The organism is Brevibacterium ammoniilyticum (genome assembly GCF_038429965.1).
GTDB classification, from domain to species: Bacteria; Actinomycetota; Actinomycetes; order Actinomycetales; family Brevibacteriaceae; genus Brevibacterium; species Brevibacterium ammoniilyticum.
Window position 1 is genome coordinate 191,189 of the sequence record NZ_BAABNP010000003.1, and the last position, 13,804, is coordinate 204,992.

The 13,804-nt window shown below is 69.0% G+C and carries 15 protein-coding genes; 13 read left to right on the forward strand and 2 right to left on the reverse strand.

Going from position 1 to position 13,804, the window contains the following annotated elements; all coding sequences use genetic code 11:
* Window positions 1-20: 20 nt before the first annotated feature.
* Genes AAHA49_RS04710 through arc form a run of 3 tightly spaced genes read left to right on the forward strand, consistent with a single transcriptional unit; the run spans window position 21 to window position 3,893 of the window.
* A complete protein-coding gene (locus tag AAHA49_RS04710; protein ID WP_342037390.1) occupies window positions 21-1,181 on the forward strand; it encodes a site-2 protease family protein in 1,161 nt (386 codons plus the stop codon).
* A 46-nt stretch (window positions 1,182-1,227) separates the two neighbouring features.
* On the forward strand, window positions 1,228-2,247 hold the full coding sequence (locus AAHA49_RS04715; protein WP_342037391.1) for a tRNA (adenine-N1)-methyltransferase: 1,020 nt from the start codon (window positions 1,228-1,230) through the stop codon (window positions 2,245-2,247).
* Window positions 2,244-3,893, forward strand: coding sequence for a proteasome ATPase (arc, locus tag AAHA49_RS04720; protein WP_342037392.1), 1,650 nt, complete (start codon window positions 2,244-2,246; stop codon window positions 3,891-3,893). The genes AAHA49_RS04715 and arc overlap by 4 nt, the downstream gene beginning before the upstream one ends.
* Before the next feature lie 10 nt (window positions 3,894-3,903).
* Here arc and AAHA49_RS04725 read toward each other — a convergent pair whose 3' ends face one another.
* Window positions 3,904-4,302, reverse strand: a complete 399-nt coding sequence (locus tag AAHA49_RS04725; RefSeq protein ID WP_342037393.1) for a DUF3054 domain-containing protein — start codon at window positions 4,300-4,302, stop codon at window positions 3,904-3,906.
* Window positions 4,303-4,333: 31 nt separating this feature from the next.
* On the opposite strand from AAHA49_RS04725, the gene dop reads away from it, so the two are divergent.
* Genes dop through AAHA49_RS04760 form a run of 7 tightly spaced genes read left to right on the forward strand, consistent with a single transcriptional unit; the run spans window position 4,334 to window position 10,349 of the window.
* On the forward strand, window positions 4,334-5,872 hold the full coding sequence (gene dop, locus AAHA49_RS04730; protein ID WP_342037394.1) for a depupylase/deamidase Dop: 1,539 nt from the start codon (window positions 4,334-4,336) through the stop codon (window positions 5,870-5,872).
* A complete protein-coding gene (locus tag AAHA49_RS04735) occupies window positions 5,872-6,063 on the forward strand; it encodes a ubiquitin-like protein Pup (protein ID WP_095375555.1) in 192 nt (63 codons plus the stop codon). Before dop ends, AAHA49_RS04735 begins: the two co-directional genes overlap by 1 nt.
* Before the next feature lies 1 nt (window position 6,064).
* Entirely contained in the window at window positions 6,065-6,862 is a 798-nt protein-coding gene (prcB, locus tag AAHA49_RS04740; protein ID WP_342037395.1) for a proteasome subunit beta, read from the forward strand.
* Window positions 6,859-7,548 carry a proteasome subunit alpha gene (prcA, locus tag AAHA49_RS04745; RefSeq protein WP_342037396.1) on the forward strand — a complete coding sequence of 230 codons (690 nt, stop codon included), beginning with the start codon at window positions 6,859-6,861 and terminating at the stop codon, window positions 7,546-7,548. The genes prcB and prcA overlap by 4 nt, the downstream gene beginning before the upstream one ends.
* Complete coding sequence (gene pafA / locus AAHA49_RS04750) at window positions 7,548-8,951, forward strand: Pup--protein ligase (RefSeq protein WP_342037397.1); 1,404 nt, start codon at window positions 7,548-7,550, stop codon at window positions 8,949-8,951. The genes prcA and pafA overlap by 1 nt, the downstream gene beginning before the upstream one ends.
* Before the next feature lie 35 nt (window positions 8,952-8,986).
* A complete protein-coding gene (locus AAHA49_RS04755; RefSeq protein ID WP_342037398.1) occupies window positions 8,987-9,943 on the forward strand; it encodes an FKBP-type peptidyl-prolyl cis-trans isomerase in 957 nt (318 codons plus the stop codon).
* A 31-nt stretch (window positions 9,944-9,974) separates the two neighbouring features.
* A complete protein-coding gene (locus tag AAHA49_RS04760; protein WP_342037399.1) occupies window positions 9,975-10,349 on the forward strand; it encodes an FKBP-type peptidyl-prolyl cis-trans isomerase in 375 nt (124 codons plus the stop codon).
* A gap of 26 nt (window positions 10,350-10,375) precedes the next feature.
* On the opposite strand, the gene AAHA49_RS04765 is transcribed toward AAHA49_RS04760, so the two are convergent.
* Window positions 10,376-11,503 carry a DUF3866 family protein gene (locus AAHA49_RS04765; RefSeq protein WP_342037400.1) on the reverse strand — a complete coding sequence of 376 codons (1,128 nt, stop codon included), beginning with the start codon at window positions 11,501-11,503 and terminating at the stop codon, window positions 10,376-10,378.
* A gap of 50 nt (window positions 11,504-11,553) precedes the next feature.
* On the opposite strand from AAHA49_RS04765, the gene AAHA49_RS04770 reads away from it, so the two are divergent.
* Genes AAHA49_RS04770 through tatA form a run of 3 tightly spaced genes read left to right on the forward strand, consistent with a single transcriptional unit; the run spans window position 11,554 to window position 13,767 of the window.
* On the forward strand, window positions 11,554-12,567 hold the full coding sequence (locus tag AAHA49_RS04770) for a helix-turn-helix transcriptional regulator (protein WP_342037401.1): 1,014 nt from the start codon (window positions 11,554-11,556) through the stop codon (window positions 12,565-12,567).
* Window positions 12,551-13,432: a WYL domain-containing transcriptional regulator gene (locus AAHA49_RS04775; protein ID WP_342037402.1), complete on the forward strand. Its 882-nt coding sequence runs from the start codon at window positions 12,551-12,553 to the stop codon at window positions 13,430-13,432. Before AAHA49_RS04770 ends, AAHA49_RS04775 begins: the two co-directional genes overlap by 17 nt.
* A gap of 59 nt (window positions 13,433-13,491) precedes the next feature.
* The gene (gene tatA, locus AAHA49_RS04780; protein WP_342037403.1) at window positions 13,492-13,767 is read left to right on the forward strand and encodes a Sec-independent protein translocase subunit TatA; all 276 of its coding nucleotides are present in this window, start codon (window positions 13,492-13,494) and stop codon (window positions 13,765-13,767) included.
* Window positions 13,768-13,804: the final 37 nt, after the last annotated feature.

Sequence of the window (13,804 nt, forward strand, 5' to 3'; positions counted from 1 at the left end):
CGATCTGAGGATTATCTGCGATGGCCGTGAAGAACCACCAGACCGGTGCCTCCTCCGGTCTGCGCCTGGGCACCGTGCTCGGCGCCCCGGTGATCCTGGCCTGGTCGTGGTTCCTCGCGGCGATCGTCATCACGATCCTCTTCGCCCCCTGGGTGCTCACGGTCAGACCCGACCTCGGAGTGTGGTCCTGGGGTGTGGCCTTCGCCTACGCGGTCCTCCTCTTCGCCTCCGTGTTCCTCCACGAACTCGCCCACGGCGTCGCCGGGCAGTTCTACGGGCAGAAGGTCGCAGCGATCGAGCTCAACATCTGGGGCGGCTTCACCCGTTTCGAACCGCAGGTCGACAACCCCCGGGACAAGGCGGCGATGACGAGCTTCGTCATCTCGATCGTCGGTCCCGTCGTCAACATCGTCCTCGCCCTGCTCGGCTGGTGGTGCCTGAGCGCGGTCACCCCCTACTCGGTGCCGTGGCTGCTGCTCATCGCCGTCACCTTCGCCAACGTCGCCCTCGGTGCGATCAACCTGCTCCCCGGCATCCCGCTCGACGGCGGCTGGGCCCTGCAGGCGCTGATGTGGCGCATCACCGGTTCGCAGTACCTGGGAACCATCGTCGCCAGCTGGGTGGGCCGGATCATCGCGATCGGCTTCATCGGCTGGTCGGTCATCACCCCGCTGCTCGCGGGGCAGCGGCCCGACCCGCTCAACGTCGCCTGGATGTCGCTCATCGCGATCATGCTGTGGTTCTCCGCCGGGGACGCCGCCACCCACGCCAAGCGCGCCCGGAAGATGGAGACCTACGACCTCGCGCAGGTCATCCAGCCGGCGATCGCGGCGACCTGGGACGCCGACCTCGCCGACACCCTCGACTACGCGAACACGCTCGGGCACGCGAAGGAGCGCACGCTCATCGTCGTCCTCGACCAGAAGGGCCTGCCCTACGGTCTCGTCGACCGTCACGCCGCGGCAGGGCGGCTGGCCGAATCCTCGGCCCGCATCCCCGTCGGCGAGGTGGCACGTCCCCTTGCCGGCTGGATCGGGGTGCCCAAGGACATCACCGCCCCCCACCTGCTCGAGTCGCTCACCCATCGTCCCAAGGCGCAGTTCTGCCTGGTCATGGACGGCAACACCCTCATCGGCGTGATCGATCTGCAGGAGTTCTTCGACGAGCTTCTCGCAGCCTGAACCGGTGTGCATAAGGCACACCTCACCAGCGTAGAGTAGAAGCATCATGACGCAGCCAGAGACGATCCCCGCCGCCGTGCTGAGCGCGGGGGAGAAGATCCAGCTCACCGATCCCAAGGGCCGGATGCACACGATCGTGCTCGCCCCCGGCGAGGTGTTCCACACCCACAAGGGACTCATCGAACACGACGAGATCATCGGCCGCCCCGAGGGCATCGTGGTGACGAACACCGGCGGGGTCGACTTCCAGATCTTCCGCCCGTTCTACGAGGACTTCGTCCTCTCGATGCCGCGCGGCGCCGCTGTCGTCTACCCGAAGGACTCGGGACTCATCGTCACCCTCGGCGACATCTTCCCCGGGGCCACCGTCGTCGAGGCCGGCGTCGGATCCGGCGCCCTGTCGATCGCCCTGCTCCGTGCCGTGGGCCCCACAGGCCGCGTCCATTCGTTCGAACTGCGTGAGGAGTTCGCGCAGATCGCCGCCGGCAACATCGCCGACTTCTTCGACGGCGCCCCCGAGAACTGGGAGGTCACCGTCGGCGACCTCGCCGAGGAGCTGCCCGGCGCGTATCCCCCCGGCACCGTCGACCGGGTCGTCCTCGACATGCTCACCCCGTGGACGGTGCTGCCCGCGGTGAGTGAGGCCCTGGCCCCCGGCGGAGCCGTCGTCGCCTACGTCGCCACGGTGCCCCAGCTCTCCCGCTTCGTCGAGGCGGTCCGGGAATCCGGCTGCTTCAGCGAACCGAACGCGATGGAGTCGATGGTCCGCGGCTGGCACGTCGACGGACTCGCCGTGCGTCCCGACCACCGGATGATCGCCCACACCGGCTTCCTCGTCATCGCCCGCCGGATGGCCCCGGGCAGTGCGCCCCTGGAGAAGAAGAAGCGCCCCCAGGGGTCGCCCGCCTCGAGTGCCGACGTCGACGCGTGGACCGGGGGAGAGGTCACGGAGACCGCGATCGGCACCCGGGTGGCCACCGGCAAGAAGCTGCGGCGGGTCATGCGCGAGGCCGGCAGGCGCCTCGAGCGCACCGGCGAGGACACCGAGCAGGAGGAGGAGAGATGACGGAGACGTCGACCCCCGAGGTCAGGAAGCTGCGTGAGGACACCGCCTCCCTGCGCCAGCAGCTCTACAGCGCAGGCAAGCGGAACGAAGCGCTGTCGAAGACTCTGCGCACCGCCCGGGAGGAGCTCGGACGGATCAAGGAGGAGGCCCGGCGCCTGACCGAGCCCCCGAACAGCTGGGGCACCCTCATCGCCCTGTCCGCGGACGGGCTCACCGGCGACGTCATCGTCGGGGGCAGGCGCATGCGCGTGGCCATCGGCCCCGAGGTCGACCCGGCGGCGCTTGGCACCGGGGCCGACGTGCTCCTCTCCGAGGGACTCGTCATCATCGGCACCGGCGACTTCGCCTCGGTCGGCAGCGTCGTCACCGTCCGCGAGTTCGTCGACGCCACCCGCATCCTCGTCGGCGCCCCCGGCGACGACGAACAGGTCTACGTGCTCAGCCAGGAGCTCATCGACGCAGGCCTGCGCCTCGGCGATGCCGTCGTCGTCGACAGCCGCACCCACTATGCGCTCGAGGTCGTCGAGAAGCCCGAGGTGTCCTCGCTGCTGCTCGAAGAGGTCCCGGACATCACCTACTCCGACATCGGGGGACTGGCCGACCAGATCGGGCAGATCCAGGACGCCGTCGAACTGCCCTTCGAACACCCGCAGCTCTACACCGAGCACGGCCTCAAACCGCCCAAGGGCATCCTCCTCTACGGTCCTCCCGGCTGCGGCAAGACGCTCATCGCCAAGGCCGTGGCGAACTCGCTGGCGGAGAGGACGACGGCCGCCCAGGCCCGGCGCACCTACTTCCTCAACATCAAGGGCCCCGAACTGCTCGACAAATACGTCGGGGAGACCGAGCGCCAGCTGCGCCTCATCTTCGCCCGCGCCCGCGAGAAGGCTTCGGCAGGCTTCCCCGTCGTCGTCTTCTTCGACGAGATGGAGTCGCTCTTCCGCACCCGCGGCACCGGCAAGTCCTCCGATGTCGAGACGACGATCGTCCCGCAGCTGCTCACCGAGATCGACGGCGTCGAACAGCTCGACAACGTCATCGTCATCGGCGCATCGAACCGGGAGGACCTCATCGACCCGGCGATCCTGCGCCCGGGCCGCCTCGACGTCAAGATCCGCATCGAACGCCCCGACGCCGAGGGCGCCCGGGACATCTTCGGCAAGTACCTCACCGACGAGCTGCCGCTGCACCCGGCGCTCGTGGCCGAACACGGCTCACCCGCGGCCGCGGTGACCGCGCTCATCGGCTTCTGCGTCGAGCGGATGTACGCGGCGACCCCGGAGAACGAGTTCGTCGAGGCGACCTACGCCGACGGCTCCCGTGAGGTCCTCCACTTCTCCGACTTCGCCTCGGGGGCGATGATTCACAACATCGTCGACCGGGCGAAGAAGGGCGCGATCAAATCGCTGCTCGAGACCGGGGAGCGGGGACTGCACCCCGAGCACTTCGCCGAGGCGATCGCCGAGGAGTTCAGCGAGCACGAGGACCTGCCGAACACGACGAACCCCGACGAGTGGGCGCGGATCTCCGGTCGCAAGGGGGAGCGGGTCACCCATCTGCGGATGATGCACCTCGACACCACCCGGGGCGCCCCGGCGCTCGAATCGGAGATCGCCGAGGCGGCCCCCGACTCCGATCTGCTTTAAGCGCTCTGCTCTAGCGGCGACGCGAGCGGGTGCCGCCGGCGACGGCGGTGGCGATGATCCTCCACCCGACGAGGGTGATGAGGTTGAGGGTCGTCGCGACGACCATGAAGCTCACCGGCACGGCCCCCGGGTCGGATCCGGCGCCGGTCAGCCCGCGCAGCACGAGCCCGATGAGCACGGTGATCGCCCAGATCCCCGTCCCGGAGTGCAACGGTGAGAGAGGGCGGTCCCACACCGCGGTGAGCACCCATGCGAGGCCGAGGCCGGCAAGGAACGGCCACGCGGTGGCGGCGATGCCCGCCGGATCGAGATCGCGCGAATGCGTGTAATGACCGATGATGGTGAACAGGATGACGAGCACGAGGTCGACGACCAGGGCGATGGGGAGATGAGATTTCTTCGCAGCCACGAAGGCGAGTCTAGACGGTGGAGGAGTTGAGATGGTCACGGTGCAGCGGGTCATGGGCGCGGAGACGGAGTTCGGGCTGAGCCAACCGGGCAATCCCCAGGCCAATCCGATGCGGGACTCGGCGCGTGTCGTCGACGCCTACGCGGGTCCCCGCGGGCTGAAGTCCTCGCAGAGCTTCTGGGACTTCGCCACCGAGTCACCGCTGGCCGATGCGCGCGGATTCCTCATGAACTCAGCCGACGCCGATGCCTCCCAGCTCACGCATCTGCCCGCCGAGGCGGTCGAAGCCGAATACCTCGCCAACGTCGTCACGGAGAACGGCGCCCGTTACTACGTCGACCACGCCCACCCCGAATACTCCTCACCCGAGGTGCTCACCCCCCGCGACCTCGTTCTCTACGACCGGGCCGGTGACCTCGTCGCGCTCGACTCGGTGCGCCGTCTCGCGGAGTCCGCGGCCCCCGTCAACCTCTACAAGAACAACACCGACTCGAAGGGCTCGTCGTACGGCACGCACGAGAACTACCTCGTCGACCGCGCCGTCGACTTCGACGACCTCGTCGCCGGTCTCATCCCGTTCTTCGTCACCCGGCAGATCCTCTGCGGCTCCGGCCGCGTGGGGCTCGGTCGGGAAGGGGAGGAACCGGGCTACCAGATCTCCTCCCGCGCGGACTTCTTCGAAGCCGAGGTCGGACTCGAAACGACCCTGCGCCGGCCGATCGTCAACACCCGCGACGAACCCCACGCCGACCCGGAGAAGTACCGTCGCCTCCACGTCATCATCGGCGACGCCACCCTGGCAGAGCCCGCCACTCTCGTGCGCTTCGGGTCGACCTCGCTCGTCCTCGGCCTCATCGAGGCAGGACTCGCCCCGCGACTCGAACTCGCCGACCCCCTCCAGGCCCTGTGGGACGTCAGCCGCGACCTCAGCCTCAGCGCCCGGCTGCCCCTGACCGACGGCTCGAGCCTGAGTGCGCTCGAGATCCAGGAGCTCTACTGGTCCGCGTGCGCCGAGCACGCCGACGACGACGCCGACACGCAGGAAGTGCTCGCCGAATGGCGCCGGTTCCTCACGGGTCTCGCGAGCGACCCGAAGGGCCTCTCCGATTCGATCGATTGGGTGGCCAAGTGGGTGCTCATGGACGGCTACCGGCAGCGTGAGGGACTCGACTGGGACCATCCGAAGCTCGCCCTCATCGACGTCCAGTACCACGACGTGCGCCCGGAGAAGGGGCTCTTCCACAAGCTCGAGCGGGCCGGTCGGATCACCCGGCTGACCACACCCGAAGAAGTCGAGGCGGCCGTCGTCACCCCGCCCGACGGCACCCGGGCCTACCTGCGCTCCGTGGCCGTGACCCGGCTCTCTGATTCGCTCGTCGCCGCGAGCTGGGATTCGCTCGTCTTCGACGCCGGGGAGTACGGTCTCGTGCGCCTGCCGATGAGCGAACCGCGCAAGGGAACCCGCGCCCTGCTGGCGGACAGACTCGCCGGAGTCGACGACGCACTCACCCTGCTGCGCCGACTCGGAGTGACTAGACTGAGCGCGAGTACGCAAGAGAGAAGGCTGTGATGAGCTCGAACGAACAGATCAACAAGGATCACTCCGCCGGCGGGGACGAGCCCCCGGTCGATCCGCCGCAGGCAGTGTCGGCGCAGATCAATACGGAGAACGTCGACTCGATCCTCGACGAGATCGACAGCGTCCTCGAATCCAACGCCGAGGAGTTCGTCCGCAACTTCGTCCAGAAGGGCGGGCAATGAGATGGCAGGGTTCCCTCCTGCGTATCTGAGCTCGACGAGCAACTCCCTGACCGAACTGCTGCGCGATCTTGCTCCCGAGGCGCTGCCGCGGATGGACGAGAGGGAGTTCGCCGAGGTGCCCGAGGGCACGACGATCATCTGCTTCCGCACCGCCGACGGCATCCTCATGGCCGGTGACCGGCGGGCGACGATCGGCAACCTCATCGCCTCCCATGCGATGGAGAAGGTCAGGGCCGCCGACGACTTCTCCGTCATCGGCATCGCCGGGACCGCAGGCGTCGCCCTCGACCTCATCCGGCTCTTCCAGCTCGAACTCGAGCACTACGAGAAGATCGAGGACGCCCGGCTGTCCCTCGGCGGCAAGGCCAACCGGCTCGCCGCGATGCTGCGGGGCAACCTCGGCCTGGCGATGCAGGGGCTGACCGTCGTCCCGATGTTCGCCGGGGTCGACGAGTCCCGGCCCGACGGGCAGATCTTCAGCTTCGACGTCACCGGAGGCAAGTACGAGGAGCACCGCTTCCATGCGATCGGCTCTGGATCCGGTTTCGCCCGGGGTGCGCTGAAGAAGCTGTGGCAGCCGGATCTGAGCACCGAGGCGGCCCTCGCAGTGGCCGTAGAAGCCCTCTTCGACGCCGCCGACGACGACTCGGCCACGGGCGGTCCCGACTTCGTCCGGGCGATCGCCCCGACGGTCTTCACCGTCGAACTGGCCACCGGGGTCCGGCAGCTCCCCTCCGAGACGGTGCTCGCCACGGCCGCCGAGGTCGTCGCCGAACGGACCCGGAAGGCGCAGTCATGACCCAGGCCCCGTTCTACGTCTCGCCCGAACAGCTGATGAAGGACCGGGCGGACTTCGCCCGCAAGGGCATCGCCCGCGGCCGCTCCGTCGTCGTGCTGCGCTTCGCGGAGGGCATCCTCCTGCTCGCGGAGAACCCCTCACCGACCCTGCACAAGATCGCCGAGATCTACGACCGGATCGGCTTCGCCGCTGTCGGCAAGTACAACGAGTTCGAGACGCTGCGCCAGGCCGGTGTCCGCTACGCCGACCTGCGCGGATACTCCTACGACCGCCGTGACGTCACCGCGCGCGGCCTGACGAACGCCTACGCCCAGACCCTGGCCGGGGTGTTCACCACCGAGTCGAAGCCCTTCGAGGTCGAACTCGTCGTCGCCGAACTCGGGGTCACCCCGACCGAGGACCAGCTCTACCGGATCACCTACGACGGTTCGGTCATCGACGAGACCGAGCACGTCGCGATCGGCGGACAGGCCGATGCGATCACCGACCGGCTCCGCGGGATCGTCACGAGCACCCAAGCGCTCGAACCGGTGCTGCGCCTCGGCGTCGACGCGCTCGCGGCGACGACCTCGGGCCCGCTGGCCGTCACGGACCTCGAGGCCGCCGTCCTCGACCGGCAGGCGCCGGGCCACCGGAAGTTCCGCCGCCTTCCCGACGCCGTCGTCGCCGACCTCCGAGGGCAGTGATGGCGCGGATCTACGGACTCGAGACGGAGTACGGGCTCGCGCACACCCCGGGGGAGGACCACAAGCGCATCGGTCCTGAGGAGATCGCCCGCTACCTCTTCCGTCCCGTCGTCGAATGGGGACGCTCCTCGAACGTGTTCCTGCCCAACGGGTCCCGCCTCTACCTCGACGTCGGCTCCCATCCGGAGTATGCGACGGCCGAATGCGACAGCCTCGGCGATCTCCTCGCCCAGGACCGGGCCGGGGAGGCCCTGATGATCGACCTGCTCGAGAAGGCGCAGGCGAGCATCGCCGCCGACGGTCTGTCCGGGCGGATCCACATGGTCAAGAACAACACGGACGCGGCCGGGAACTCGTACGGTTCGCATGAGAACTTCCTCATCCGCCGGGGACTCGACTTCAACCGGCTGACCACGGTCCTCCTGCCCTTCCTCGTCACCCGGCAGCTGCTCGTCGGCGCTGGGGCGATCATTCCCCGCACCTCGTCGCTGTCGCCGGATGACACCGCCGACCGCGGGGACCTCACGTTCGGCCTCTCCGCCCGCTCCGACGTCATGTGGGAGGGCCTGTCCTCGGCGACGACCCGCTCCCGGCCGATCATCAACGCCCGCGACGAACCGCACGCGGATGCGGAGAAGTACCGCAGGCTCCACGTCATCGTCGGGGACTCGTCGATGTCGACGGCCACCTCGGCGCTCAAGCTCGGCTCCGCCGTGCTCATGCTCGACCTCATCGAACAAGGCGCGCGGATCCCCGACCACGGACTGCGCCACCCCGTCCGTGACATCCGCGTCGTCGCCCGCGACCTCACCGGGCGCACCCGCCTGGAGAGGACCGACGGGTCGACGACGACGCCGCTGGGTCTCCTCGCCGACTACCGCGACCGGGCGGCGCACCTCGTCGAGACCGGGGACCACAGCCTCGGTGAGGACGGGCTGGCCGGCTACGTCATCGATCTGTGGACCAGGATGCTCGAGGCCCTCGGGTCCCAGGACTTCTCGGCCGTGGACACGGAGATCGACTGGGTGATGAAGCGGGCGCTCATCGACCGGGCGATGACCCGCGGGGGCATCGGTCTGGGCGATCCGCAGATCCAGCGGCTCGACATCGCCTACCACGACATCACCCCGGCCACGGGCCTGTTCCCGAAGCTCGAGGCGGCGGGCCTGGCGAAGAGCCTCGTCACCGCTCAGGCACAGACCGCGGCGAAGGACGAACCGCCGATGAGCACCCGCGCGGCCGTGCGCGGGGCCTTCATCCGGGCCGCCCACGACGCCCGCCGGGACTACACCGTCGACTGGGTGCACCTGCGGCTCAACGACGAATCCGGCCGCGCCGTCGCGCTCAAAGACCCCTTCTCTCCGACGCATCCGCAGGCAGAGGCTCTCATCGCCGGCCTGTAGGATGCGCTCTGGAGTGATCGAACGAAAGGAACCACGTGCGCACCACAGTGCTCAGTGCCATCGCCGCAGCCGTGCTGCTGCTCTCGGCCTGCGGGCAGAGCGAACCCGAGGACGGCGGAGCCAGCGCTCCCGCCTCGGTGCCGGCCCAGGACGCGAAGTCGACGAGCCTCGACGACATCACCGTCGAGGGGAAGACGGGTGAGAAGCCGAGCGTGAGCTTCGCGGCCCCGCTCGTCGTCGAGAAGACGGAGAGCAAGGTGCTCAGCGAAGGCGACGGGAAGGCCGTTGCCGACGGCGAGCAGGTCACCGCGCAGATGACGCTCGTGTCCGGGACCACCGGCAAGGTCGTCGAGTCGAGCTACGACTCGAAGGCCGCGGCCGGCTTCCCGATGGATAAGACGCAGATCTCCGAGGACCTCTACTCGGCGCTCAACGGCGTCAAGGTCGGTTCGCGCGTGCTCATGACGCTCAACGGCAGCCCCCAGCAGGGACAGCCGAGCCAGACTCTCGTCTACGTCATCGACATCGAGAAGACGGAGAAGCCGCTCACGCGCGCCGACGGGCAGAAGACCGACCAGTCGGGCAAACCGCTGACCGTGACATGGGAGGACAGCGGCGAACCGAAGATCTCCCAGCCGCAGGGCAAGGCACCCACGAAGCTCGAGACCTACACGACCATCGAGGGCAAGGGTCCCGAGGTCAAGGAGGGCCAGAGCGTGGCCGTGAAGTACTCCGGCTGGCTCTGGGACGACGCATCCCAGCCCTTCGACTCGAACTGGGCGGCCGGCGGTCAGCCCTTCCCCGTCTCCCCGGTCGGACAGGCCAATGTCATCGACGGGTGGAACGAAGGACTCGTCGGCCAGAAGGTCGGCAGCCAGGTCGTCCTCATCGTGCCCCCGGACAAGGGCTACGGCGAGGCCGGCAGCCCCCCGAAGATCCCGGCGAACGCGACCCTCGTCTTCGTCGTCGACATCCTTTCGGCGCAGGGCTGAGAGAAAGCACAGCAGAGACAGGAGACCCATCATGAGCAAGCAGAAGCCCGACGTCGACTTCCCCGGCGGCGACGCCCCCACCGAGCTCGTCATCGTCGATGACATCATCGGCGACGGCCCCGAGGCGAAGGCCGGGGACACCGTGAGCGTCAACTACGTCGGCGTCGCCCATTCGACCGGCGAGGAGTTCGACGCCTCGTACAACCGCGGCACCCCGCTCGAGTTCCGCCTCGGCTCCGGCATGGTCATCGCCGGCTGGGACCAGGGCATCCAGGGGATGAAGGTCGGCGGCCGCCGCACCCTGCAGATCCCGCCGCACCTCGCCTACGGCGATCAGGGCGCCGGCGGGGTCATCAAGCCCGGTGAGAGCCTCATCTTCGTGTGCGATCTCGAAGGCGTGCGCTAAAGAGTCGTCCGCGCACTTCGCCAGCCTCAGAGGAGGCCGGCCGCATATCTGCCCGCCGCGGCGGCAGCGAGGAAAGCTGCCGCATCGGCGGGCAGCCTGCGTCCCATGGTCGACAGGCCCACGGGAGAGCCTTCGAGCGCCTGCCACAGACCGGTGAGATCGACGTCGACGAGCTCATGGTCGGACAGCCTCGGCAGCTGCTCGGCCACCGTGTCGGCGATGATGGTGGGATCCGGGTCCATCTGCGCGCGCTCGACCTCCGTGAGCGTGGAGAAGTCCGGCACGGGGACGCGGACCCCGGGTCGGGCGATCTCCGACAGGGAGGTCAGGGTGTGGTGGGAGATCCCGAAATGGCGTCCGCGGGCGTCGGCGTTCGACATCCGCAGCACCCCGACGGGGATCCCGCCGAGGAGGGCGGCGGCATTGAGGTGCTCGCCGGTGACGAGACCGGAGAAGCCGTACTTCGTGCCGGTGCCGAGGTTCCCGGGGCCCTGGGCGACGACGGCGATGTCGGCGCCGAGGACGTGCTTGGCCGCGAGCAGTCCCGTGTGGATCGTCACGGCCTCGAAGTCCGCGCCCCACGACTGTCCGGTGCTCACACTCCCAGCGATCCAGCCGGCCTCCTTGAGCCCGGCGACTGCCTGCGAGAACGCCGCAGGGAGTGCGGCTCCGTCGCTGAGGACATAGGCGATGCGCGCCTGCGGGTTGTCCGCGCGGATGCCCGCGACGATCGCAGGCAGGGCCGAGTGGAGGTCGGCGACGAGCACGGGCATGCCGGCGATCGACTCCGCCTCGGCAAGGAGTCCATGATGCTCCGACTCCTGGTCGTCGACGCCGAGCACCATCGTCTGCAGCGGCGAGTAGCGGTCCTTGACGAGGTGGCCGGGTCCGGGCGGGGGGTCGGCGGGCAAGCGCCCGGGCAGGGCCACGATGAGCCCGAAGCCGCCGGTGCCCAGGCGTTTGGCCAGGGCGGAGACGTTGAGCAGCACGGTGTCGCCGACCTCGGGTTCGCCCACGGCGTCGGTGTAGGCGATCGCCCTGATCGAGGCGATCTCCGAACCCGGCAGCGGGGTCTCGAGGGCGGCGTCGACCTCGGTGAGGCCGGGACGGGAGCTGCGGATGGCTGTGACGGTGCCTGTGCGCCAATGGATCATGCCCCCAACCCTAACCCGCGCACCCGCCGGGATCGGCTACGGTGGAGTCTGTGAACTCTCAACGTCCCAACCGGCAGCGGCAGCAGACCGAGCGGCTGATGAACCTGCTCATCGCGCTGCGCGCGGCCCGCGGCTGGGTGTCCAGGCGCACGCTGATGAGTGCGATCGTCGGCTACCAGGATCTCGACGACACAGCGTTCGACCGCAAGTTCTCCCGCGACAAGGAGCTGCTGCGGCATATGGGGATCACGATCGCCACCCGTGCCGAACACGACGCGTACTCCGATGTCGGGGAGACCGGCTACCGCATCTCGACCGATGACTATGCGATGGGCGACGTCGACCTCACCCCCTCCGAGGCCGCGGCGGTCGCGGTAGCCGCACGGTTCTGGTCGGACACGGAGCTGAGCGAATCGAGTGCGCAGGCGCTGACGAAACTGCGCGCGCTCGGCCTCGAACTCGACGACGCTCCCGGCCTCGGCTTCGGACCCGGCGCGGCGAGCAAGCTGGGGAACGCGAACTTCGCCACCGCCCTGCACCACATCAACGCCCGGGAGGCGATCGGCTTCAAGTACCACAAGCCCGGTCAGAGTCCCCGGAAGGTCCGGCTCGAACCCTACGCCCTGCTCAGTCGCGGCGACCGTGTCTACCTCGTCGGCAACGACCTCGACCGGGGCGCCGAACGGACGTTCCGGCTCACCCGGATCGAGGGCAAGCTCGGGCGCCTCGGCGGGCGGGAGGCCGGGGACTACGAGATCCCCGCCGACTTCGTGCCCCAGGTCTCGCTCAATGCGAGCACGGAGATGGCCGTCGTCGACGAAGCGGTCCTCACGATCGCCGCCCACCGCGCCGATCCGTTGCGCCGGCGCGCCGTGAGCGTCGACGGGGCCACCCACATCGTCGAGTACTCCGATGCCGCGACCCTGGCCGCGGAGATCGTCGGCTACGGCGACGCCGTGACCGTCACCGGTCCCGAGGAGCTCGTCCGCGCCGTCGACCGGCGCCGGCAGGTCATCGCCGAGGCCCTGGAGCGACTGGGAGGCCGCAATGTCCTCAGCGCGTGAACGCCTCACCCGGCTGCTCAGCCTCGTCCCCTACCTCGACGCCCACCCCGGTGCCGACCTCGAGGAGACCGCCGCGTACTTCGGCATCGATGCGGCCACCCTCATCGACGACCTCGAGCTCCTCTTCGTCACCGGTCGTCCCGGGCACATGCCCGATGACCTCATCGACGCGACCTGGGACGGCGGGAAGATCTTCATCTCCAACGCCGAGGAGGTCTCCGTACCCGTGCGTCTGAGCGCCGAGGAGGCGGGCCTGCTCGTCCTCGCCCTCGAACTCATCGACGCTCTCCCCGGTCTCGACGCCGAGGCGGTGCGCACGGCCGCGACGAAGCTGCGGGTCGCGGCGGGGGAGAACCTCCACACGCCCGTCGACGTCAGCCCCGTCCCTGCCGACGCCGAGCTCATGACCGCGCTGAAGTCCTTCATCGACGAGAGCGCGGCCGTCGAGATCGACTACTATGTCGCATCCCGGGACGAACTGACCACTCGGGTCATCGCCCCCACCCGGCTCGTGCCCGGCGCCGACTGGTACCTCGACGCGTGGTGCTATTCGGCGCAGGCCCCCCGGCGGTTCGCGCTCTCCCGCATCCGCCAGTGGTCGGAGACCGCGCATCCGCCCATCGGCACGGGTGCGCCCGCGCCTGCACCGATTGAGGTGACGATGACGCTGCGCGCCGAAGGCGCGTGGCTGGCCGATGAACTCGATGTGAACGAACGGACCTACTCCGGCGACGGCAGCGTGGCGGTGCGGTTCTCCGTCCATTCGACCGACTGGCTCAGCCGCTTCCTGCTCGGCCACGCCGAGGTCATCGCCGACATCGACGCCCCCGACGCCGTCGCGGCGGCCAGGGCGCGCCTCGGCTGAGCGGATGAAAGGCTCAGCCGCACAGCGTAGAATCGATCTGAGCAATCTAAGGAGCTTCCATGAACCTCAGCCCCATGCACATCGCCGTGGTGGTCATCGTCATCATCCTCATCTTCGGCGCTCCCAAGCTGCCGATGCTGGCCAGGAGCCTCGGCCAGTCGCTGAAGATCTTCAAGTCCGAGGTCAAGGACCTCCGCGACGACAAGGATGAGAAGACGACCGAGCCGGGAGAGCTCGGCCGTGAGACGGGTCAGTCGACCCCGACGACGCCCGCCTCCGACGCGCCCGAGCCGGCGGCGCACAGGAACCAGGATCCGCAGTCACGCGAGAAGTGAAAGACAGCAGCGAACGGTCGGGTAGGACCTCTAAGAA